The following is a 24,687-nucleotide window of genomic DNA, read 5'->3' on the forward strand; positions in this document are numbered from 1 at the left end:
AATCTCTTGATTACTTATGTGTAATCAACCAGCAGTTATGAATATGCTTATTACGAGAGAAATCTAGAGGCAATGTTTTAGCAGAAATGTTCTGAGCTTTAAGGCCCAGCTCTTCTAATGCTTCTAAATCCATTTTGAAGTGACGTTTATTGTTAGAGAAAACAATCGTACCTTCTTCACGAAGCAGGCGCTTTAGGTCCTCCATCAGCTGGATATGATCACGTTGAACATCGAAAGATTGATCCATACGCTTCGAGTTTGAGAACGTTGGTGGATCAATGAAGATCAGGTCGTACGATCCTTGCTCTTTAGCTAACCATTGTAAGCAGTCAGCTTGAACAAATTGATGTTGACGACCGACACGGCCGTTAAGCTCCATGTTCTCTTTCGCCCACTCTAGGTAAGTATTAGACATATCAACGGTAGTTGTAGAGCGTGCGCCACCCACTGCTGCATGTACAGATGCACTACCTGTATAAGCAAACAGGTTTAGGAAATCCTTGCCTGCCGCCATTTCACCGATACGACGACGAGTGATCTTATGATCAAGGAATAAACCTGTATCTAGGTAGTCGTGAAGGTTAACAATCAGCTTAACACCGTACTCGTTTACTTCTAGGTTCGACGAATCTTGAGAAAGCTTCTGGTATTGAGAGCGGCCTTTTTGCTTCTGACGAACTTTCAACACAACGTTATTGGCTTCAACACCAGTCACTTGAATAGAAGCACGGATGATATCGGTTAGACGACGCTTTGCTTTCTCCTCCGGTACATCTTTAGGTGCGGCGTATTCTTGAATAACAAGGTGACCTGGATATACGTCAATCGCTACATTGTATTCAGGTAAGTCTGCATCGTAGATACGGTAACAATCTAGTTGTTCCTTCTTAGCCCACTTGCCAATTTTGCCGATGTTCTTCTTAAGGCGGTTCGCGAAATCAGGCGCAATCTGCTGTTCTTGCTGTTCTGTTGGGCGCTCTGACATAGGACGATCGGAAATTGAGTAGTTCTTTTGGTGACACGGTAACGCACCGTTATTCAATTTGAACTGTTTGTCTGCACGCATACGCAAGCAGCTTAGAAGCTCGTCTGAGCTAGAGAAGATAGATGCGTGACAACCACCAAACTCAGCTTTTAGCTGCGCGCCAAACGCCGTGTATAGTGCAATCAAGCCAGGCTCAGTACCTAGACGCTCACCATAAGGTGGGTTTGATACAACCACGCCATTGTCGAATTCCGCAGGACGCTTAACAAGTGCAGCATCGCCTACTTCAAATTGAATTAAATCTTCAACACCGGCACGACGCGCATTGTCACGTGCAGTCTTGATCATTCGCTCATCGTTGTCATAGCCGTAGAACTTACACTCTACTTTCTTCACACCACGGCGACCTTGTACATTCGCCTCTGACTTAACTTCAGCCCATAGCTCTGGTTCAAAATCTTCTAGAGCCTCGAAACACCATTTCTGACGCTTAACACCCGGAGCCATGTTCGCAGCCATCATTGCCGCTTCAATCACAAGCGTACCTGAACCACACATCGGATCTAAGAAAGGTTTTGTTGCGTCCCAGCCACTACGAAGAAGAATCGCTGCAGCAAGAGTTTCGCGCAACGGTGCGCGACCTGATTCAGGACGGTAACCACGCTGGTGAAGACCGCTGCCGACCATATCAAGGCCAAGAATCGCTTTGTCACGGTGTAAACGAACGTGAATACGAACATCTGGATTTTCTTTGCTAATAGAAGGACGAGGTAATGACTTCTTCTCGAAGCAATCGACGATAGCGTCTTTCACTTTCATCGCGCCGTATTGGCTGTTGCGGATTTCACGGTTAGTACCATTAAAGTCAACCACAAAACGCTTAGAGCTATGGAATTGATTCACCCAGTTAACCGCAGTGGTCGATAGGTACAAATCCATGTCGTCCTGACAAGTGAATTCAGAAAGGACACGTACAAATCGAGAAGCCAAACGACTCCACAAACAACAACGATAAATTTGCTCATTGGTCGCTTTGAATTTAACACCTGCTTGAACAGGTTTTGCGTTTGTAATCCCTAGTTGGGTTAGTTCTTCAACTAATAAATTCTCAAGGCCGTTTGAGGTAACCGCTAGATATTGATTCATAGTGTTCTTTTATTGATAAAAATGAGCTCGATTATACCTGATTTTGTTACCAGAGCATCACTCTAAACTCGTCTTTTCATTGAATCTTTCGACTAACTGGCTAGCAAACACACAGTACTGAAGCGATCGCTTACCCAGTCCCCCTTACAGCATAAGACCTAACAAACCCAATTTTTTACATCCAATTCTCGACCGAATCAACATTGTGAATTAATATTCACCTTAAAATTGGTATATACCAATAGGAAGTGATGGGTGAAATTTAGCTACAAAAGAGCGAAAACAGGGAATAAAGAAGACTAAATTACACTTTTGAGGAATTAAATGAGGTGAAATTAACGTAAAAAAATTGTCTTAACTTCACTATTTTGATGGTTAGCGAGTGATGCATTTATCAGTATGAGGTTTTTTAGGCACAAAAAAATCGGCTATTAAGCCGATTATTTGGAAGGTTTGGTGAGGTTGTTCTGTGCGACGTATGGCGAAATGATGTATAAAACTTGGGTTAGCCTACCATCGCAATATGATGAGATTGATGCAGAATTGCGTTAGCATCAAGCATTCTATCGTGCATCACCTTGATTGAGTCGCCAAAGCGTAATCCTTTTGAAGGAGTCAGTAGGAACTCTTCTAGGTCTACAAACGCGCACAAGCTCGCACACTCGCCCACTTCTAATACAATGAAGTAACCAAGGCTATGCTCGTTATTCATTTGTACAATATCCCCTTCCTGAGGATACTCATGGCCTGCACCTTGGGGAGCGAAAAACCAACTCTTTGGTTGTACAGGCTTATGGAAACGCTTCGCAGCCACGCAGTAAAGCGCCAGTTCTGCTTGACGAGGCTCAGATAGCTCTAAGCCAGAAATTTGTTCTTTGAAGGTTTGGTATGATGATGCGTCATCAACGGTGAATTCATTATCTCGAAACGCACAGTCCACCAGCTTATTGCGGACCAGATTCGTTTTGAAAATCATATCCTCTCCGAGGTTTAGCATTAATGAACATTGCTGCTCATCGTAATACCAACTCCATGTATCGCTAGGTTTAAGCATCATTTCGTCTCACACTGTTGAACCATTCCATTAGGTAAAACGCAAAATTACCTTCAATTGCAGTAATTTTACTGAGCAATAGGCAAAAAAAAAGAGGAAATGAATTCCTCTTTCTTATCGCTTTTCTCTACAACTCGGGGAGTTACAGTGTCTCTTTTAGTAAGACGATGTCAGTTTATAGATACTTTTAGATTAGTGCTCTATAACGACTATAGTTGGTGAACTACAGGTTTTTGACAATGTCAGCTACAAGGCGTGGACCTTTGTAGATGAAACCAGAGTAAACTTGAACAAGCTGAGCACCTGCCATCATTTTCTCTTTTGCAGCAACATAAGAGTCAACGCCACCTACCCCGATGATCGGCAGTTTGTCACCTAGCTCTTGGTGAAGTTTACGAACTACTTCAGTGCTACGAGATTGAACTGGACGTCCACTTAGGCCACCCGCTTCGTCGCAGTGTTTCATGCCTTCGACAATTGAACGATCCAAAGTCGTGTTTGTTGCGATCACACAATCGATCTTATTTTTGATCAATGATTCGCAAATTTGGCTGATTTCATCATCACTTAGATCCGGAGCAATCTTAAGAGCTAGAGGAACATACTTACCATGCTTCTCTTCTAGTTCCGCTTGTTTTGCTTTGAGCTCAGACAACAAATCATCAAGTGCTTCGCCGTATTGTAGAGAACGTAGCCCTGGTGTGTTTGGTGAAGAGATATTTACCGCAATGTAACCCGCGTATTGATATACCTTCTCCATACAGATCAAGTAGTCTTCTGCACCCTTTTCAATCGGCGTGTCTTTGTTTTTACCGATGTTGATACCTAAGATGCCGTCGTAGTTTGACTTCTTAACATTCTCAACCAAGTTATCTACACCTAGGTTGTTGAAACCCATTCGGTTGATGATACCTTCAGCTTCAACAAGACGGAATAAACGAGGTTTATCGTTACCCGCTTGTGGACGTGGAGTCACAGTCCCTACTTCTACAAAACCAAAACCCATCGCGCCAAATGCATCAATACATTCGCCGTTTTTATCTAGGCCAGCCGCAAGACCAACTGGGTTTTTAAAAGTAAGACCCATGCATTCTACAGGTCGATGAGGTAATTGTTGGCGATACAAAAGATCAATGGGAGTGCCGGTAAAGCGTTTGAAATTTTGAATTGCAAGATCATGTGCCTTTTCGGCATCAAGTTGGAAAAAGCCAGTTCTGGCTAGACGGTAAAGCATTGTGCCTCCGATAGAAAAAAGCCCCGTGTAAACGGGGCGATATTATTTACTTATTTACCCAACTATTCAATCTATTACTGTCTGTAAGGGTAAGATAATCGAGTTTGCTAACGAATGAGCTTCTTTATTAAGCAAACGTTACCGTTATATAGGCAGTCAGCACTCTTTAATTCACCGTCCAGTGAATCGGTTTGAGACATTGCGAATTTACGGCTACTCACTTTCCAGGGTAAGCAATAATAATCCGAAACGAAAAAGGCAGACCAAATGGCCTGCCCTTAAATCGTTTTACTTGAGTCTAATCGTTAGTCTTTCGACATGCAGTTTAGATTCAGTAGCATCAATTCACGCAACGCAACTGAGAACTTAGCAAACTCGTGAACAGAACCCACTTTGAATTCGTTCAGGATACTTTCCCAACGATGTAGAGAAACAGAATTGCTTTCCATCCAATCGTCGAGCGCCTTGATCACATCAAGATCCGAACCACAACCGCAGCTAAGTACTTGACCTGTTAATTGACGTTGTTGCCAATCCAGATCTTCTCTGAATGCAGCACGTGCCAATGCTTGCCAGTTGTTATCGACTGCTTGACCATTGATTTGCTTCAAGAACCAGTGCAGAGACAAACGGTCGCCTAGATTGAAGTAAAGCTTAGACGCTTGTTGTACTGTTTTACCCGTTTCACGGGCCACTGTGGATATATCCAGTGCTGAGTACAAGCTAGACAGACGCGCTACTGAATTCGCCAATTCTGCAGTTACGCCTTGATCAATCCATACTTGCGCCATTGCTTGATGCTCTTCTACTTCTGAAGCAACCAGGTTTTCGTCCAGTTTCTCAGTAATAGCCACTACATCGCCTTGGTAAAGTTCAACCAGTGCTTTCACAGATTGCTTACCAGTACGATTTCTTAGCAACCAACGAGTCAAACGGCGCAGTGTACGACGTACGTGGTACAGCAACTCATATTGAGCCTGTGAGCTAGAGATGTTATCCAGTTCACGGATGCTCTTAAGCACTTGACCCAAACCATAGATTTCACGTGATGCCGCGTAAGCATTAGCGATATCGACAATGTTTGCGCCCGTCTCTTCTTGCAGACGAGTGATGAAGTTACAACCCATCTCGTTAACCATTTGGTTAGCAAGAGCCGTCGCAATGATCTCTGCACGCAGTGGATGGTTATCCATGTGCTGAGAGTAGTTACGGCGTAACTCAGTTGGGAAGTATTGCATCAATTGTTGAGCATGGAACTCATCATTCGCAATATCATCGCTCACAAGATCTTCTTTCAGAACCATCTTACCGTAAGCGATCAATACAGATAGCTCTGGTCTTGTCAGGCCTTGACCTTGCTTCTCACGCTCTAGCAGAGTTTCGTCATCAGGGATGTATTCTAGGCCGCGATCCAGATACCCTGCTTTCTCCATTGTGTGAATGAAGCGGATTTGCTCTTTAACTAAGCTCACGCCTTGGTGTTCAGTTACCGAAATAGACTCAGCTTGGCAGTAGGCGTCATCAAGTACAATCTCACCAACTTCATCTTCCATAGACTCTAGAACTTGGTTACGTTGCTTAACCGTTAGATCACCATTAGACACCAAGCCGTTCAAGAAGATCTTAATGTTCACTTCGTTATCTGAACAGTCAACACCACCCACGTTATCAACAAAGTCTGTGTTCACTCGGCCGCCTGTAAGCGCATATTCAATACGACCCAATTGAGTCATACCCAAGTTACCGCCTTCGCCAACAACTTTTGCTTTCAAATCGCCGCCGTTGATACGCAACACGTCGTTAGCGCGGTCGCCAACATCAGTGTGAGTTTCACTTGAAGACTTAACGTAAGTACCGATACCACCATTCCAAAGTAGATCAACTTCCATAGACAAGACCGCTTTGATCAAATCATTTGGCGCCATTGATGCTTTCTTGGTACCCAACATTTTCTGAATTTCAGGCGTTAGAGAGATAGACTTCGCTCGACGAGAGAAGATGCCACCACCTTGAGAAATCAATTCTTTGTTGTAATCTTCCCAGCTTGAGCGAGGTAGATTGAACAAACGATCACGCTCTACCCAGCTTGATGCTGAATCTGGATTCGGATCAACGAAGATGTGCATGTGGTTAAATGCCGCTTGTAGACGGATGTGCTTAGATAGAAGCATACCGTTACCAAATACGTCACCCGCCATATCACCAACACCGATAGCAGTGAAGTCTGTAGTCTGGCAGTTAATACCCATTTCACGGAAGTGACGCTTAACCGATTCCCAACCACCTTTTGCTGTGATACCCATCGCTTTGTGGTCGTAGCCGTTAGAGCCACCCGAAGCAAACGCATCACCTAACCAGAAGTTGTACTCTTCAGATACTGAGTTCGCTAAGTCAGAGAATGTTGCTGTACCTTTATCGGCTGCAACAACCAAGTACGGGTCATCTTCATCATGACGAACAACGTTCTTAGGTGGGATTACCTCACCTTCAATGATGTTGTCTGAAACGTCTAGTAGTGCACGGATGAAGCGCTTGTAACAACGTTGCCCTTCAGCAAAGATCTCGTCACGGCCAGACATTGTGTGCTGACGTTTACAAACGAAACCACCTTTTGCACCCACTGGTACAATTACCGTGTTCTTAACTTGTTGTGCTTTAACTAGGCCCAGAATCTCGGTACGGAAATCTTCTTGACGATCTGACCAACGAAGACCACCACGAGCCACTTTACCGCCACGTAGGTGAACACCTTCAATATCTGGTGCGTATACGAAGATCTCAAATGCAGGTACTGGTGCCGGGATATCTGGAATCTCGCTTGGTCTCATTTTTAGAGCCAACCAAGGCTTCGCTTGTTTGTTGTCGTCTACTTGGTAGTAGTTAGTACGAAGCGTTGCAGTGATCATCTCCATGTAGCGACGAATGATACGATCATCATCCAAGCTTTCTACATGATCGAGCTGCTCAGTGATCTTCTTAATAAGATCTTGTTGACCCTTCGCGCTGCCCTTCAATTTCGGATCAAAACGCTTACCGAATAAGCTCACCAAACCTTTCGCTAACTCTGGGTAATGGGACAATGTGTCTTCGATATATTGTTGGCTGAATGGGAAGCCCACTTGACGCATGTAACGAGCATAAGCACGCAAAATAGAAATTTCACGACCAGAAAGACCCGCGCCCAGTACCAAGCGGTTGAAACCATCGCTGTCTAGTTCACCCGCCCAAATTGCTGCGAATGCTTGTTGGAAAAGATCACGAGCTTCACGAAGATCAATCGTTTGGTCACTCTTATGAAGCATAGAGAAATCTAAGATCCAATAGGTTGTACCGTTGGTCTTACGCACTTCGTATGGCGACTCACCGATTACGCGTAGGCCAAAGTTTTCAAGCATTGGCATCACATCAGAAAGGTGAATTGGCTCTGCACTGTGGTAGAACAGTTTTAAGCGTACTGCTTTCGAGTCTGCCGCTTCTTCCTGAGGACGGTAGAAAAGCATACCAAGTTTATTATCTTCACTTAGTGCTTCTAAACGCTCAATATCTGCAACAGCAGAACCTGGCATCATGTCTTCTTTGTACGAACGTGGGAATGCACGCATGTACTCTTTCGACAATGGAAGACCTTTGCTCTCACCGAAGTTTGCAATGATTGATTCAGATAAGCGGTCATCCCACGTAGACGATACTTCCATTAAATTTTGCTCGATTGTTTTCACGTCCACGTCCATGTTGTTGTTATCAACACGAACAATATAGTGTGTTCTTGCCAGAGGGCTTTCAGAGAAATACGTTGTAAATTCAACTTCTTCTTCACAGCCAAAGTATTGCTTCAAGATGCGCTGAGTTTGGCGACGAAGCTCGGTGTTGTAACGATCTTTTGTTACGTAAACCATACAGCTAAAGAAACGGCCAAACGGGTCTTTGCGAACGAACAGACGCAGAAGATCACGATCTTGCATCTGTACGACACCCGTTCCCACTTCAAGCAGTTCTTCTTCTCGAGCTTGAAGCAGTTCATCACGTGGGTAGTTTTCAAGAATGTTGTGCAGAGCTTTGTAAGAGTATGAACCCTCACGATAACCACTCGCGTTTAAGATACGCTCTACTTTCTCACGAACTAGAGGAATCGTTTCAACGGTTTGGTTATAAACAGCAGAAGTGTAAAGACCAGTGAAACGGTGCTCACCAATTACCTTGCCGTTCTTATCGAATTTCTTAATGCCGATGTAGTCATTGTAAGCTGGGCGGTGAATGCGTGAAGCCGTGTTGCCCTTTGTTACGATAAGTACATACGGTTTTTTTGCTTCTAAACGCGCCGAGTCAGAAAACTCAGACAACTTAACGTTACGTACACGATCTGAATTCGCAAACAAACCAAGACCTTGCTCCTTGGTCGGTTGCAGCTCAGTATCGCCGTTAACTGAAACTAGGTCATATTCCTTATAACCCATAAAGGTAAAGTTGTGTTCACCTAACCAACGAAGAAACGCCAACGTCTCATCAAAACGTTGACCATCTACTGGAATGCTTTCTTTTTGCTGTTCAACTTGGTCAGTGACTTCTTTCAGCTTTTCAACCATCGTTAACCAGTCGTTAACCACTAGGCTAGTGTCAGTGAAAATGTCTAGAAGCTCTGTCTTAAGTGCCGTCATTTCTGCTTTGCTACTTAGACGGTCAACCTCGATGTGGAACAAAGATTGGAAAACACCTTCACCACTGCTCACACCCACTACACTTCCCGAATCAGAGCGAGAGATTTGCGTTGGGTTATGCAGCATAAGGTGAGAAGAAAGGTCTAGGCGAGTCAATGCCATTTTTACAGAATCAACAAGGAAAGGACTATCCGGTACAACTATCTCAACGATAGTGTGAGTGGACTGCCAACCTTGACGACTTACCGTCGGGTTGAAAACGCGTACCGAGATTTCATCGGCTTTCTTTTCGTTGATGTGGTGCCATAAACTAACTACAGCACCATATAAATCGGATTCATTTCTCTGAGTCAGGTCGTCATGAGAAACGTTACTAAACAAGTGTTGAGCAAGTTGAGTTACGAGAGGTCGATGAGCAAGGTCAAGTTTGTCTTGAATCAGCTTGTAAACTTTTTCAAGTAAAACTGGAACCACAGTTTCACGTGCGGTCATAGTCACACTCCACAATTAGAATTATATTTTATTATTAGGGGTATCACTTAATCTGGCGTTTGAATCGCGTTTTTTAACACTTTTCTACTAACGAGTTAAGCAAAGGTAATGCATTCATTTATTGTAAAAGCATTATTGAAAAATGGTTAATTGTTTTGGAGGTGGTAAGAGGTGAAATGTTTGATTATGTGATTAAGATTCCTTTTAACTCACTAGGCATGCCAAGCTTTACAGAGCTTCTAACTTAATAAACTTATTTTTTTGGTCAGTTGTCAGCCTAAATTGCCCTCTAACCCCTATTTGTGTAAGAAAAGGTCTGAACCGAGTTGCAGGTAACTGAATACGCAATCCTGTTGTTGTCATTACTTGTACTTTACTTGCCGCACCAGAATAACTGGCCAAAAACTGCTGATATGAGATGTTAAGTTGGAAAATATAGTGATTCATACGATACCTGTATAAGTATACAGTGCCGGTGTTTTTTGGCACTTAACGATGTCTGACAGTGAGACTGAGCTTGAAACTGTTCTAGCTTATCCAAAATTCGATGAGCCAGAAACAAAAAATCAGTGGCAGATATTCTCTACCACTGATGACTTTTCTTTGGAAGTAAACAGTTTATAAGTAAACCGTTAGCCTTGAGAACGCTTAACTTAAGCTTCTAGTGCTTTCGCTACTTTCTCAAATAAGTCTTTTGCTAGGTTATCCATGTTCTTCAATGTCTCAAGTTCCTGCTTGATAAGAGCTTGGCGATCATCATCATACTTACGGAATTTAAGCAGTGGATCAATCAGACGTGAAGCCACTTGCGGGTTACTGCTGTTTAGCTCACGTAAGATCTCACCAGCAAATGCGTAGCCCTGACCTGATTTGTCATGGAACTGAACCGGGTTCATGTTTAAGAACGAACCGACCAGGTTACGAGTACGGTTTGGGTTCTTTAAGCTGAACGCTTGATGTGACATAGACTCTTTGATCACTTCAAGGGCATTTGAACTTGGGTTTGTACCTTGCAATGCAAACCACTTATCCATAACAAGACCATCGTGTTTCCACTTGTCACTGTAATCCGCCATCAAGGCTTCACGACATGGTAGTTGCGCACTGTTTGCCGCGCCCATTGCTGCCATGGTGTCAGTCATGTTGTTTGCCGTTTGATACATCTCAACTACCAAGTCGTTACCCTGCTCAGTGTGAGCTAAGTAACTTAGGCAAACTTTACGTAGAGTACGCTTACCAATCGAATCGTGATCGATCGTGTATTCCGTTAGCGCATGGGTGTGATAAACCGCCGCTAACTCGTCTTCAAGTTCTGCAGCTAGTGTTACTTTCATCGAGTTAAGGACCGATGCGACCGCATCAATATCAACACGCTCGTACCAACCCGATACTTCATTGTGGCTTGGCAGTGAAAGCATTTCTGCAATAAACGCAGGCTCTAGTGAATCACTCAGCAGTACGCCACGGAATGCGTCAATAACAGAATCAGAAAGCTCAAACGCTTGACCCTGTTGAACCTTCTCCACGTTACTGCGGATGTACTTCGCTAATAGCATTTGACCCGCATTCCAACGAGAGAACTCATTGCGAGCATTCACCATCAAGAAGATCAGCTCTTCATCTGAATAGTCGTATTCCAATTTCACTGGCGCAGAAAATTCACGCAGCAATGATGGCACTGGTTTCTCGCTTACGTTCTCGAACACAAAAGTTTGTTCCACTTCTTTCACGTCTAACACGTTATGAACTGGCTCACCGTTACATTGTAACTCAACAACATCACCCGACGCAGTGTACAACTCGATATCTAGAGGGATATGCAAAGCCTGCTTTTCAGCTTGTTCGTGAGTTGGCGCCGTTACTTGGCGAGTTGTTAATGTGTACTGTTTCTTATCTGCGTCGTAATGGCTTTCAACAGATAGCGTCGGCGTACCAGACTGGCTGTACCATAAACGGAACTGAGACAGATCAACACCCGATGCATCTTCCATTGCGGCAACAAAATCTTCACACGTTGCTGCCGTGCCATCGTGACGTTCGAAGTACAGTTTCATGCCTTTTTGGAAACCGTCTTCACCCAACAATGTGTGGATCATACGGATCACTTCACTTCCCTTTTCGTACACGGTCAATGTATAGAAGTTATTCATTTCTATCACTTTTTCAGGACGAATTGGGTGAGACATTGGGCTTGCATCTTCGGCAAATTGTGGACCGCGAATGATACGCACATTGTTAATACGGTTTACTGCGCGAGAGCCAAGATCCGATGAGAACTCTTGGTCACGGAATACCGTTAGACCTTCTTTCAAACTCAGCTGGAACCAATCACGACAAGTCACTCGGTTACCTGTCCAGTTATGGAAGTATTCATGGCCAATTACCGCTTCAATACCTAAGTAATCGGTATCCGTTGCGGTTTGGTCGTTCGCCAAAACAAACTTAGAGTTAAATACGTTCAAGCCTTTGTTTTCCATCGCACCCATGTTGAAGAAATCTACCGCGACGATCATGTAGATATCTAGGTCGTACTCTAAGTTGAAACGCTCTTCATCCCACTTCATTGAGTTAATCAAAGACACCATTGCATGGTTTGCACGGTCTAGGTTGCCTTTATCAACAAAGATTTCTAGGTCAACTTTGCGACCCGATTGCGTGGTGTATGCGTCACGAAGTACATCGAAGTCACCGGCTACGAGTGCAAACAAGTACGCTGGTTTTGGATGCGGGTCTTGCCATTTCACCCAATGACGACCATTTTCTGCCTCGCCTTCATCAACACGGTTACCGTTACTTAATAAGAACGGGTTCTCTGCTTTGTCGGCGATAACTGTTGTTGTGAATTTCGCCAACACATCTGGACGGTCCATGTAGTAAGTAATACGACGGAAACCTTCGGCTTCACACTGAGTACAGAAAGCGCCGCCTGACTTGTATAAACCTTCTAGTGCACTGTTACCTTCTGGGTTCACTTCAGTAAAGATGGTTAACGTAAACTCCTTCGGAAGATCAGTTAACGTTAGTTGAGTTTCAGACAGCTCGTATTGCGTCCACTCGTTGCCTTCAACCAACACAGAAACCAACTTCAAGCCTTCACCATCCAGTACTAATGTTGAGCTGTCTTTTTCTTGCTTAACACTAGACACCGCAGTAATGATAGATGCTGAATCGTATAAATCGAAAGTAAGATCGATTTCAGAAATAGTGTGAGATGGTGATTGATAATCTTTACGATATTTGGCTTGAGGTGTATGTGCCATGACGAGTTCCTTTTGATCGTTATACGTAATAATTTTTTAACTGTATATATCTAAAGGTTGATCGCCAATAAAACAAGGGGAATATTAAAAAAAGGAGGCATTGTAGGAAAATGCCTCCATGTTTTGCTATTTTATCAATCAAATCAGACAGGAACGACTAAGAAATGAACTGTGCACAATATTATCAACGAGTACCACTTTACTGCTAAAACTCACGATTATCGGATGCGATTCAGCACCGCAAACATATCTCCCTCTTCACCTTGTAGCGTTAACACATCGCTGTTCAGTGTATATCGAGTGCCGTGTTCACCGTTTTCATAAAGTAACACTAGTTGGTCGCCTTCGGTGTAATACACCCCGCGACGAATAACTTCGCCACCTTCTTCATCAGACACGCGGAACATGAAGATAAAGTCAGGCTGCAAAACCAAATCCATTTTTTGGATGTTACTCGCTCTTAAATCGCTACCCGATAGCTCAGCGCTAGACCAAATACCCGCCAGTGCGTTGGGTAATGCTTTAGTAAACATCACACCATTAAGATTCAGCATGTTGTGATTACTGCTGTAAGAATAGACTTGAGGCTCAGAAGTGTTCAGACCCAGAATAATTGTGTCTTCATTGGCATTATATAAACCTTCCCAATGGTCGACACTATAGTCTTTTTTCTGGATATCGATAGTAAACGAGTAATTTGAATCGAGAGTCAGCTTTATTGCTCTAAAGTTTTCAGTGCCTTGCTCCGGATCTTGATTCATTAAATACCAGTCACCAAGCAACAAAGGAAGGTCAAAATGGGATAAGTTACTATCACTTTTTGATTGCTGACCGTTATGAGTAACTTCACTCCCAAAAGCAGCAAAACTTAAACAAGATAAAAATAGTAGAATCCATTTCATAAGCGCCCCCTCGTTTTTCTTTAAGCTTAGGCACGTAATGAATAGAAAGCGAAAAAATATGATCCAAGTCACTAAATTTTAAATGCGAAGTAACTTAAATGTCATTATTTACCAAACGGAAATCTAGAAAACTCACAGGGCATTCGCTTACTAACTAGCAATAAAAACCAAAAGAAACATATAGATAGAGATACATCAGACCGAACAGATACAAAAAAAGCGAGCCTAAGCTCGCTTTTTAATTTCAACAGGCGGTAAGCCTATTTCTTTATCATATCTAGCATGATTGCAACCGACTCATCAAGATAAGCGTCAGGGGCTTCATAGTCGTTCGGAACATCGTCCAACGTTTTGAAAGGCTCTAACTTAGCGACTTTTTGACGTTGATTAATACGTTCTAAACGAAGTGCTTCCGCATCATCACTCTCTTGCTGGCGAACCTTTTCATTCAGAGAAAGTTCGTTGTCGTCTTTATCCGCCTTATACTTTTCAATATCTTGCGCAATAAAGCCGAATTCCATGTCTGTCGCGATACGAGCTTGGTGTTTAGCCGTTAACGCTGCGATTTTCTCATCGTTACGCTGTAACACTGAGTACTTCGCTTTGTCGATGCTATCCCAAGGTAGTGCATTATCTTCGACACTTTCACCTGTATCTGCTGGATCAATCGGCGTTGGGTAAGCAATATCAGGAACTACCCCTTTATTTTGCGTACTACCACCATTGATACGGTAGAATTTTTGGATTGTGTATTGAACATAGCCTAACTCTTTATCGAACAAATCATAGATATGATTCAAAGAGCGATGCTGTTGCACCGTTCCTTTACCGAAAGAGTTCTCACCTAGGATTATCGCACGACCATAGTCTTGCATTGCAGCGGCAAAGATCTCAGATGCTGATGCACTGTAACGATTCACCAATACCGTTAACGGACCTTGGTAACTGATCTTACCATCGGTGTCGCTGTTCACTTTGACACGACCATAGCTATCACGAACTTGGACAACAGGCCCCTCTTTGATAAATAGACCAGAGAGTTCCGTTGCTTCGGTCAATGCACCACCACCGTTATTACGAAGATCGACAATGATACCCTCGACACCTTGCTCTTTGAGCTCAGTGATCAGTTTGTCGGTATCTTTAGAAAGGCCAACGTAGAAACTTGGCACTTCTAGTACACCAATCTTCTTACCATCTTTCTCGATAACTTCTGATTTAACAGCGCGGTCTTCTAGACGAATCTTATCACGAACAATTGTGACAACGTGACTTTTTGCATCTTTACCATCAGGTAAGATCTGCAGCTTCACTTTAGTCCCTTTCGGGCCTTTAATAAGTTGTACTACATCGTCTAAGCGCCAGCCGATAACATCAACAATCTCTTCTCCATCTTGACCAACGCCGACAATACGATCGCCATCGCTCAATTGTTTACTGTTTGACGCAGGGCCACCAGCAACTAAAGAACGGATAACGGTGTAGTCGTCTGTCATTTGAAGCACAGCACCAATCCCTTCTAGAGAAAGATTCATCTCAGATTGGAATTGCTCTGCATTTCTTGGAGAAAGGTAGCTAGTGTGAGGATCGACCTCTCGTGCAAATGCGTTCATGTAGATCTGGAAAGCATCTTCATTATGCGATTGCGTAATACGCTTCATCGCATTGTTGTAACGCTTTTCCAAAACTTCTTGAATCTCTGGCCACTCTTTACCAGTTAGTTTTAGATTCAACGCATCGTATTTAACGCGTTTTCTCCAAAGCTCATTCACTTCAGCGATATCTTTAGGCCACGCTGCTTCACTACGATTAAGTTCGATAGTTTCATCGGTATCAAACTTGATTTCAGTATCGAGCAAAGACAATGCATACTGGAAACGTTCAAAACGCTTCTGCATAGACAAATTGTAAACATCGAAAGCAATCTGGTTATTGCCTGCTTTTAACTGGTCATCGATTTGCTTCGATGCCGCAGAGAAAGAGTCAATATCAGCTTGGGTGAAGATATTACGATTGTAATCCAGCATCTCTAAGTAACGATTAAAGATAGCTTGAGAGAAATCGTCGTTGAGATTGAAGTGTTTATAGTGGGAACGAGTAAATCGAGAAGTAACACGTTTACTAGCAGTTTCGTGTTGGACCTCAGGAGCGAGTAGAGGTAAATCGTCCTGATCTAATTTGGCTTCAAGAGCCTGAGCTGAAGCTGCTAGCAAAAAGCTAGCAGCAATCAGTGTCAATTTTGAACGGCATTTCATGCGTAGGAGTATCTCCTTTAAGCGCGCAAGTGCTCCGCTTTAACAACCATTTGTAGGCCGTTTGCTAACTGAACACGTACATCTTCCTTATTGATTTCAACAATGGTCGCAGCCATGTTTCCTTTACCCATGTTCACATTTACTTCTTTGCCAGCGATGAATTCGTCAGCGTTCAAAGCGCGTGTTTCTACAGGCTTTTCTACTTTTGGTGCTTTAGGCGCTTGGCGACGAGGCTGTGGAGCTTTCTTCGCCTTAGGTTTCGCTTTGCCTTCTTCGCGAGCTTTTTGTGCTTGCTCTTTACGACGAGCCTGAACTTTAGCTTTGCTTTCTGCAAGTGTAGCTTTAGCGTGCTCAACGTGCTCTTCTTCTAGTGTGCCACACGCGTTGCCGTCTAGGTCAACACGCTCTGCACCAGCTTTTACGCCGTGCAGGTAACGCCATGATGATGTGTACTGTCTTAACGCTGCACGAAGCTGAGTCTTACTTACTTTTTCGTCTTCATTTAGACGTTCAGCAAGATCTTGAAAAATACCAATTTTAAGTGGCTTCGCTTCACCTTCTAAAGTAAAGCATTTAGGGAAACATTCAGCAATATATGCGATAACTTCTTTGCTGTTTTTTAACTTTTCAGTGTTTTCCATGTGGGTTCCTGGTTTTTGCGGTTTTCCGCGAGCATTAAGAAAATATTTTTACGTATTATAGAGAGATGCTTGGGAAAAACCACAGTAAGAGAATAATTTATGCCTTGTTCGCGTGCGAATTAAGCAGCTTTTCCACTTCAGCCATGAAAAACGTCAGTCCTTCCTCGTCAATTTCGCTAAATCGACCAACATTTGGGCTATCGATATCCAGTACGCCTGCTATTTTTCCATCAATCGTAAACGGAATCACAATTTCTGAGTTACTTGCCGCGTCACAAGCAATGTGACCTTCGAACTCATGCACGTCGTATATACGTTGAGCGGTATTTGTCGAAACCGCAGTTCCGCATACACCACGACCGACAGGAATACGTACACATGCAGGCTTACCCTGAAATGGACCAAGAACCAATTCATCGCCTTTCATTAAGTAAAAGCCTGCCCAGTTAAGATCGTCAAGCTCCATCGACAGTAATGCACTGATATTTGACAAATTTGCGATCATATCGGTTTCTGATTCGATTAATGCAACAGCTTGTTTGGTTAAGCGATGGTAATGTTCTATTTTCATATTAACTTCCAATTAAATTGAGACTTCCATTATTAAGAGAACACAGTAGAATGCGACCACCCACCTAAATAGGACTTATTCTCATTAAAATGACCGATTCAGATGACACTATTAGCCGTTCTTGGCTGATAACTCAAGTAAAAAAACACAAGTCCAAACTGGTGTTTGCCAACATCATCGCGGTGCTCGCGACACTAATCAGTGTCCCTATCCCGCTGCTAATGCCACTCATGGTGGATGAAGTGCTTCTCGACAAGCCAGCATCTGGGCTTGAGATGATGAACCATCTGCTGCCAACCTCAATGCAAACCCCTACTGGCTACATTGCCTTGACTCTTTTACTTGTCATCTTGATGCGTACTGTCAGCCAAGGGCTTAACATCCTTCAAGGGCGTCAGTTCACTCTAGTCTCTAAAACCATCACTTATAAGATGCGCAGCAAAATGATCGACAAACTCGGTCGCATCAGCATCAGACAATACGAGACAAAAGGCAGTGGCGGCATCAATGCTCACTTAATCACAGACATAGAGACCATCGATAAGTTTATTGGTTCAACACTGTCTAAATTCCTAATCAGCTTTTTAACTGTGTTCGGCACAGCGATCGTTCTATTGTGGCTAGAGTGGCGTTTAGGACTGTTCATTTTACTGGTCAATCCTGTTGTCATTTACTTCTCACGCAGACTAGGCAGTAAAGTTAAGCACCTGAAGAAACACGAGAACCAATCATTTGAGCGTTTTCAAAACCGATTAGTAGAGACACTAGACGGCATCTATCAACTGCGCGCAGCTAACAAAGAACGTATTTTCCTTGATGAACTCAAAGTTCAAGCGAACCAAGTAAGAATCGATGCTGACAAATACGCATGGCAATCAGAAGCCGCTGGTCGAGTTTCCTTTCTACTTTTCCTACTAGGTTTTGAACTGTTCCGTGCGGTCGCGATGCTGATGGTTCTGTTCAGTGACTTAACCATTGGTCAAATCTTTGCAGTATTCGGCTACTTATGGTTTATGTTAGGACCTGTTCAAGAGCTACTCGGCATTCAATTCTCGTGGTATAGCGCTAAGGCAGCACTGCAGCGTATTAACGATCTCCTACAACTGGAAGAAGAGAGACGCCCGGTTAGTAAGGTAAATCCATTCCATGATGATAAGGAAGTGACAGTCGACATTGAAAACGTTACATTCTCTTACACATTAGAAAACACTGTTTTAAATAACCTTTCGCTACACATACCTGCTGGTAAAAAGGTGGCTTTGGTGGGCGCAAGCGGGGGTGGTAAATCCACGCTAATCCAGTTGCTGATTGGGGTTTATCAAGCTGACTCTGGGTGTATACGCTATAACGGTGAAACCACCGACGACATCAGCTTTGATATTATACGCAATCAAATTGCTGTTGTTTTACAACAACCTATACTCTTCAATGATACATTAAGGCATAATCTGACACTTGGTGCTGACTACGATGAGATGTCGTTGTGGCGTGCGCTTGAAGTCTCTCAAATGCAAGACGTAATCAAGCAGCTAAGTAACGGTTTAGATACTCAAATTGGTAGGAATGGCGTTCGCCTTTCAGGTGGTCAACGACAACGCCTAGCCATAGCCCGCATGGTGCTGAGTAATCCTAAGTTTGTTATTCTTGATGAAGCGACATCAGCACTAGATACGGCAACAGAGTCCGCTTTACACAAAGCATTGAGCGAGTTTTTGAAAGATCGCACAACTTTGATCGTGGCTCATCGATTATCAGCGGTGAAACAAGCCGATTTAATCTATGTTTTAGAAGATGGGCAAGTCACACAGACGGGAACACATGGTGAACTGGTTGAACAACAAGGACTTTATCAAACACTCTATGGCAGTGTGCAGTCGCACGCCTGATGTTTATTGTTCTACTTCCGTACACCACACTTCTAAACTGACGCACAATTCTATTTGGGAGGTCGCATGACCTCCCCATCCGTACCCCAAGACTTATCAACCGAACATCAATGCGACAGCAGCTCTGTGCGACTATGCCAAGGCTGCGAACTGCCCGTTGATAAAATGGATATCCCGTTAGGTAAGTCGGCCTATTGCCCAAGGTGCGGCACTCAACTTTACCGCGGCGGCACCCCTAGCCTATCTGGCAACCTAGCAATCGCGGTCACTTGCTTATTGCTGTTTATCCCTTCTCACTTTTTCGATTTTATTAGCATCCGCCTTATCGGGGTGATGATCCCTGCTACGCTACCTTCCGGCGTGTTTACCTTGATGGGTGAAGGCTTTCCACTACTTGGATTGCTTATCCTGTTCTGCAGTTCCATTGCCCCTTTATTGGTTTGTGGCTCTGTGCTCATTAGCCATTTTTCACTTCGTTTCGCACTTTTTACGCCGTTCCGCTACTCGCTGGCAATCATTCAAACCTTAAAACACTGGATGATGCTGGATGTATTCTTAGTCAGCGTTGCTATCTCGTGCTTTAAGCTACAAGACTATTCAGACATCTTTGTTGGCCCCGGCTTAATTGGCCTTATCTTGTTGCAGCTGTTTAGCGTTTTACTGGTAAGCCGAATTAGTGTTCGACGTTACTGGGAAGCATGGGCAAAAGAGTCGGAATACAGCTTTACCGAAAGCAAGAACGTGCACTGCCATAACTGCCATCTTTCTCAGCCCGAAGGTCACGCTTGTGTTCGTTGTCATCATGCTTTGTATCACCGCAAGCCTTACTCAATACAAAAGACATGGGTACTGCTTTTTGCTGCCGCCGTTGCGATTGTGCCAGCGAACGTGATTCCTATATCTATTCTTATTACAAACGGCCAACGACTCGAAGATACGATCATTTCCGGTGTCGCCTCTTTAATTAATAGCGACATGTACGGCATCGCTGCCATCATTTTTATTGCGAGTATTGTCGTTCCCGTGGCTAAAATTCTTGGGCTTGCTTACATACTGATTTGTATTCAAATGAAACGAGCGCTTTACCACAGACAACGCATGACCATCTATTTTATTGTGAAATGGGTGGGGAAATGGTCCGTTATGGATCTGTTCGTTATTTCGATCATGATGACATTGGTCGACCGTGGACAAATTTTAAACTTCACACCAGGTTATGGTGCAGTCGCTTTCGGCGTTGTTGTAGTTCTCACAATGCTGGCAGCGGAAAGCTTAGATCCTAGGCTAATTTGGGATAACTCTACCTCTAAAGATGAGTCAGTGAATGAACGACAATAACCAATCACAAAAATCATATTCACCGGAAGTCAGAAAAAACAAAGGCATTTCCCCTTTGTGGATTCTCCCGATCCTCACCGTCGCGCTTGCAGGCTGGCTCGTAATGAAGTCAGTCCATGATGCAGGCCAACGTGTGCAGATCTACTTCTCAGATGCGGCAGGCTTAGTCGCAGGACGCACCACAATTCGCTACCAAGGCTTAGAAGTGGGTATGGTTCGCGATATTACCCTCTCGAAAGACTTATCTAATATCTATGTTGATGCTGATATTTATCCGGAAGCGAAAAAGCTGCTGTCTAAAGGCACTCGATTTTGGTTAGTGAAGCCGACCGCAAGCTTGTCTGGTATTTCTGGGCTAGATGCACTTGTATCTGGTAACTACATTGCGATTCACCCAAGTGAGACCAAACAAGAGCCAGAAACTGTTTTCCAAGCTTTGGAGTCTGCACCTTCTGACTTGTTAGCTGCCGATGGCTTGAACATATCACTGACAACAAAAGATTTGGGTGGCGTCTCTGTTGGCTCTCAGATTGTTTATCGTAAGATCCCAATCGGTGAGGTCTACAACTACCAGCTTAACGAAAGCGGCAAGTCAGTCACGATTCAAGCGGCTATTAAAGATGAATACAGCCATATCATTACCGACCAAAGCCGTTTCTGGAATGTTAGTGGCTTAGGAGCAAGCATTGGGTTTTCAGGCGTTGATGTTCGTTTAGAGAGCCTAAGCGCTCTATTAGGTGGTTCTATCGCCGTAGACTCACCTGGAGATGGTCAGCCAGTTGAGATGAACACCAAATTCAAACTCTACCCAGATCTAAAAACTGCTGGTCGTGGTATCTCTATTAAGATCGCTGTTCCTGATGACAACAAGATCAGTGCAACTGGCGCTCCAATCATGTATCGCGGCATCGAAATCGGTCAAATTACCGACTTATCACTCAGCGAAGGCCGAGAAAACGTTGTTGCTTCAGCAGCTATCCAGCCTGCTTTCAGCGACTTCCTAAACAGTGGTAGTAAGTTCATTCTTGAGGAAGCCGAACTATCACTGACGGGTATGAAGAATATCGCGAACTTAGTAACAGGCAACTTCTTAACGCTAGTCCCTGGTGAGGGTGAAAAAGCGCGCCGCTTTACCGCGATTCGCAAAACGGAATACAGCCAAGAACAGGAAAAATCAGTAGCGATTCGCTTAACCTCCAATAACTCTTTCGGTTTAGATGTTGGTACGCAGCTACTTTACAAAGGGATTGCAGTCGGCTCTATCATCAAAGTCGGTTTAGTTGATGGCGTTGGCACAGGAAGCGATAAGCATGAAGTGTTCATGGATGCGTTGATCGATAATGAATACGCACATCTCATTAAAAGCAACAACCGCTTTTTCGTGACAGGTAGCGCGAGTGCAGAATTAACTGAGTCTGGTTTAAGCGTTACCGTTCCACCTGCAAAACAACTACTGACAGGCTCAATTAGCTTTGTGAGTGAAGGTAAGGCTCAAGCAAGACCAAGCTACCAACTGTTCCAAAGCAAATCACTCGCTGAAATTGCAAAGCTCAACCAATCGGGCTCTAAAACACTATCACTGTTCGCAAGTGAGTTACCGTCAATTTCTAAAGGCAGCCCACTACTCTACCGCAATCTTCAGGTCGGTAGCATCAGTGACTTCCAGCTTGCCGACGGTGGTGTGAGAATCCAGGTCACCATTGAAAACCGTTACACACACCTAATCAACAAACACACGGTTTTCTGGAACCGTTCAGGTGTTGAGGTTGACGCGTCTTTGTCTGGTATCAGCATCAAAGCGGCTCCGGTTAAAACTCTGATTCAAGGCGGTATCGCGTTTGATTCACTGCCAGGTATCGACAACAAACTGGGTGATGTTTGGAAACTCTATACTGATTCTAAATCTGCTCGTAAATTTGGTCGTGCCATCACGATTACTTCTTCGGGCGATCAAGAGATTAGCAAAGGTACACCAATTAAATATCAAGGCGTCAATGTCGGTGAAGTGACTTTAGTCGTTCCGAATTTCACTAAAGGTGGCATTGAGATTACGGCTCGTATCCTGCCAGAGTATGTCGATAAGATAGCTGTTGCTGGTAGCCATTTTTGGCTAGCTGAGCCGGAGATTGGGTTGAATGGGATTAAGAATGTCTCTTCTCTGATTTCCAAGCACATTAAAGTTGAACCGGGTAAAGGAAGCAAAACCACAGCATTCAAGCTAAGTAATGGTCCAGTTCAACCTGAAGGCAAGATTTTCACGCTGCAAAGTGAGAGTCGCGGTTCAGTATCAGAAGGTACGCCGATTCTATTCCGCGAACTAGAAATCGGCACAGTCATTGACGTTCAACTTGGTGAGTTTGCAGATCGTATTATCTCTACCATTCAAATCAAACCAGAGTTCGCTTACTTAATTCGTGCCAACAGTGTGTTCTGGAATGTATCGGGGGTGGATGTGTCTATCGGCTTGTCCGGCGCAAACATCAAAGCAGGTACTGTCGATAGCTTAATCAGAGGAGGCATAACCTTCTCAACACCACCGACTAATGAACTGCAGCCTTTGGCACAAGAAGACCAGTCTTTCTACTTGTACCCTAAAGCGGAAGACGAATGGAAATCGTGGAGAACGGCTATCCCTCGCCCATAAACGCGCGTTATAGCCATCGGTTCTCTGAGCGAATAGCCGACAATTAACATCCAAATGCAGCCTTTGAGCTGCATTTTTATTGTTTAAAGCAAATTTGGTTTAGGACAATCTCATTTTGCTTTAAACTGCCCGCATTAACGCTATAAATCGAGATACCCTTTTGCACGCTAACGTATATATCCCAGAAGAATTCCTTACTCATATTGAAAGCATCATGCCTAGCCATTTAGATATGGCTTCGTTTGTCGCTTCTTGTCAAAAGCCACTTCGTAAAAGTATTCGCGTAAACACACTCAAGATCAGTGTTGAAGACTTTCTAGTGCGCGCGAAAGATAAAGGTTGGGAACTGGAACCAGTACCTTGGTGTGAAACGGGTTTTTGGATCACGGCCGATGAAACTGAAGCTCCACTAGGTAATACTGCCGAGCACATGTCTGGTTTGTTCTACATCCAAGAAGCGAGCTCTATGATGCCACCGTCAGCGCTTTTCCAAGGCGAAGAGAACTATCAAGCAGTTCTCGACACCGCTGCGGCTCCAGGTTCTAAAACCACTCAAATCGCAGCGTTGATGCACAACAGTGGTGTGTTGGTTGCCAATGAATATGCAGCAAGCCGAGTTAAAGTGCTTCACGCTAACATTGAACGCTGCGGCGTAAGAAATGCAGCGCTAAGTAATTTTGATGGTCGTGTGTTTGGTGGTTGGTTACCTGAACAATTCGACGCTGTATTGTTGGATGCGCCCTGCTCTGGTGAAGGCACGATTCGCAAAGATGCCGACGCAATGAAGAACTGGACGTATCAGTCGGTTGTTGAAATTGCTGACACGCAAAAAGACCTCATTGAAAGTGCATTCCACGCTCTCAAACCTAATGGTGTATTGGTCTACTCGACGTGCACGTTAAGCACAGAAGAAAACCAACAAGTGTGTCATCACTTAAAAGAGACCTTTGGTGATGCGGTTGAGTTTGAATCTTTAGAATCTCTATTCGATAACGCGAAAGCAACCACAACAGAAGAAGGCTTCCTACACATATTCCCTCAGGTTTATGACTCTGAAGGTTTCTTCGTTGCTCGCATCCGAAAATTAGCATCTGTGACACCAACAGAAGTGAAGAAGCGTTTAGGCAAGTTTCCATTCGAGAAGGCTTCGAAGAAAGCACAACAAGAAGTTGCAGAGCAGCTTTTAAGTGCATTGGACATCGAGCTACCATCAGATACTCAAGTCTGGACTCGTGACAAAGACGTCTGGCTATTTCCCGAAGCATTAGAGCCTATGATCGGTGAATTCCGTTTCTCTCGCATGGGTATCAAGATCGCTGAAACCCACAAAAAAGGCTACCGTTGGCAACACCAAGTGGCAACGACATTAGCCAAAGGCAACGAAGCTAACATCGTTGAGCTGACTATCGACGATGCTCGCGAATGGTTCATGGGTAGAGATGTTCGCCCAGAAGGCTTATCCGGCAAAGGTGAAGTGCTGGTCAAATACAATGGCGCAATCATTGGCCTTGGTAAGTGGGTCGGAAACCGAGTCAAAAACGGTCTACCACGAGAATTAGTGCGTGATAAAAACCTGTTCTAGCCAGAGTTACAGCCCTATCGCTGAATAGGCAGATAGGCGAAC

The 24,687-nt window shown here is 43.9% G+C and carries 14 protein-coding genes; 4 read left to right on the forward strand and 10 right to left on the reverse strand.

Annotated features, from left to right (window positions below; translation table 11 throughout):
- Positions 1–10 precede the first annotated feature (10 nt).
- The 10 genes from rlmKL to OCV52_RS08480 form a co-directional block, all read right to left on the reverse strand.
- The gene (rlmKL, locus tag OCV52_RS08435) at positions 11–2,131 is read right to left on the reverse strand and encodes a bifunctional 23S rRNA (guanine(2069)-N(7))-methyltransferase RlmK/23S rRNA (guanine(2445)-N(2))-methyltransferase RlmL (protein ID WP_137406465.1); all 2,121 of its coding nucleotides are present in this window, start codon (positions 2,129–2,131) and stop codon (positions 11–13) included.
- A 505-nt stretch (positions 2,132–2,636) separates the two neighbouring features.
- Positions 2,637–3,188: a cell division protein ZapC gene (locus OCV52_RS08440; protein WP_008221983.1), complete on the reverse strand. Its 552-nt coding sequence runs from the start codon at positions 3,186–3,188 to the stop codon at positions 2,637–2,639.
- Positions 3,189–3,408: 220 nt separating this feature from the next.
- Complete coding sequence (gene pyrD, locus OCV52_RS08445; RefSeq protein WP_137406466.1) at positions 3,409–4,419, reverse strand: quinone-dependent dihydroorotate dehydrogenase; 1,011 nt, start codon at positions 4,417–4,419, stop codon at positions 3,409–3,411.
- A 305-nt stretch (positions 4,420–4,724) separates the two neighbouring features.
- Positions 4,725–9,566, reverse strand: coding sequence for an NAD-glutamate dehydrogenase (locus OCV52_RS08450; RefSeq protein WP_137406467.1), 4,842 nt, complete (start codon positions 9,564–9,566; stop codon positions 4,725–4,727).
- A 228-nt stretch (positions 9,567–9,794) separates the two neighbouring features.
- Positions 9,795–10,013 carry a DUF2835 domain-containing protein gene (locus OCV52_RS08455; RefSeq protein ID WP_081090361.1) on the reverse strand — a complete coding sequence of 73 codons (219 nt, stop codon included), beginning with the start codon at positions 10,011–10,013 and terminating at the stop codon, positions 9,795–9,797.
- Positions 10,014–10,219: 206 nt separating this feature from the next.
- On the reverse strand, positions 10,220–12,826 hold the full coding sequence (gene pepN, locus OCV52_RS08460; RefSeq protein ID WP_137406468.1) for an aminopeptidase N: 2,607 nt from the start codon (positions 12,824–12,826) through the stop codon (positions 10,220–10,222).
- A 218-nt stretch (positions 12,827–13,044) separates the two neighbouring features.
- Positions 13,045–13,728 carry a hypothetical protein gene (locus OCV52_RS08465; RefSeq protein ID WP_137406469.1) on the reverse strand — a complete coding sequence of 228 codons (684 nt, stop codon included), beginning with the start codon at positions 13,726–13,728 and terminating at the stop codon, positions 13,045–13,047.
- Positions 13,729–13,988: 260 nt separating this feature from the next.
- Positions 13,989–15,983 (reverse strand): carboxy terminal-processing peptidase, encoded by a 1,995-nt coding sequence (prc, locus tag OCV52_RS08470; protein WP_102426440.1) that lies wholly within the window; start codon positions 15,981–15,983, stop codon positions 13,989–13,991.
- Between the two features lie 17 nt (positions 15,984–16,000).
- Positions 16,001–16,624 carry an RNA chaperone ProQ gene (gene proQ / locus OCV52_RS08475; protein WP_004742319.1) on the reverse strand — a complete coding sequence of 208 codons (624 nt, stop codon included), beginning with the start codon at positions 16,622–16,624 and terminating at the stop codon, positions 16,001–16,003.
- Positions 16,625–16,721: 97 nt separating this feature from the next.
- The gene (locus tag OCV52_RS08480) at positions 16,722–17,195 is read right to left on the reverse strand and encodes a GAF domain-containing protein (RefSeq protein WP_137406470.1); all 474 of its coding nucleotides are present in this window, start codon (positions 17,193–17,195) and stop codon (positions 16,722–16,724) included.
- 89 nt (positions 17,196–17,284) lie between these two features.
- On the opposite strand from OCV52_RS08480, the gene OCV52_RS08485 reads away from it, so the two are divergent.
- From OCV52_RS08485 to rsmF, 4 genes are all read left to right on the forward strand, one after another.
- Positions 17,285–19,081: an ABC transporter ATP-binding protein gene (locus OCV52_RS08485; RefSeq protein WP_137406471.1), complete on the forward strand. Its 1,797-nt coding sequence runs from the start codon at positions 17,285–17,287 to the stop codon at positions 19,079–19,081.
- Between the two features lie 54 nt (positions 19,082–19,135).
- Entirely contained in the window at positions 19,136–20,419 is a 1,284-nt protein-coding gene (locus OCV52_RS08490; protein WP_137406472.1) for a paraquat-inducible protein A, read from the forward strand.
- The gene (locus tag OCV52_RS08495; RefSeq protein WP_137406473.1) at positions 20,406–23,063 is read left to right on the forward strand and encodes an MlaD family protein; all 2,658 of its coding nucleotides are present in this window, start codon (positions 20,406–20,408) and stop codon (positions 23,061–23,063) included. Before OCV52_RS08490 ends, OCV52_RS08495 begins: the two co-directional genes overlap by 14 nt.
- A 160-nt stretch (positions 23,064–23,223) precedes the next feature.
- Positions 23,224–24,645: a 16S rRNA (cytosine(1407)-C(5))-methyltransferase RsmF gene (gene rsmF / locus OCV52_RS08500; RefSeq protein ID WP_137406474.1), complete on the forward strand. Its 1,422-nt coding sequence runs from the start codon at positions 23,224–23,226 to the stop codon at positions 24,643–24,645.
- Positions 24,646–24,687: the final 42 nt, after the last annotated feature.

Source organism: Vibrio chagasii, from assembly GCF_024347355.1.
GTDB classification, from domain to species: Bacteria; Pseudomonadota; Gammaproteobacteria; order Enterobacterales; family Vibrionaceae; genus Vibrio; species Vibrio chagasii.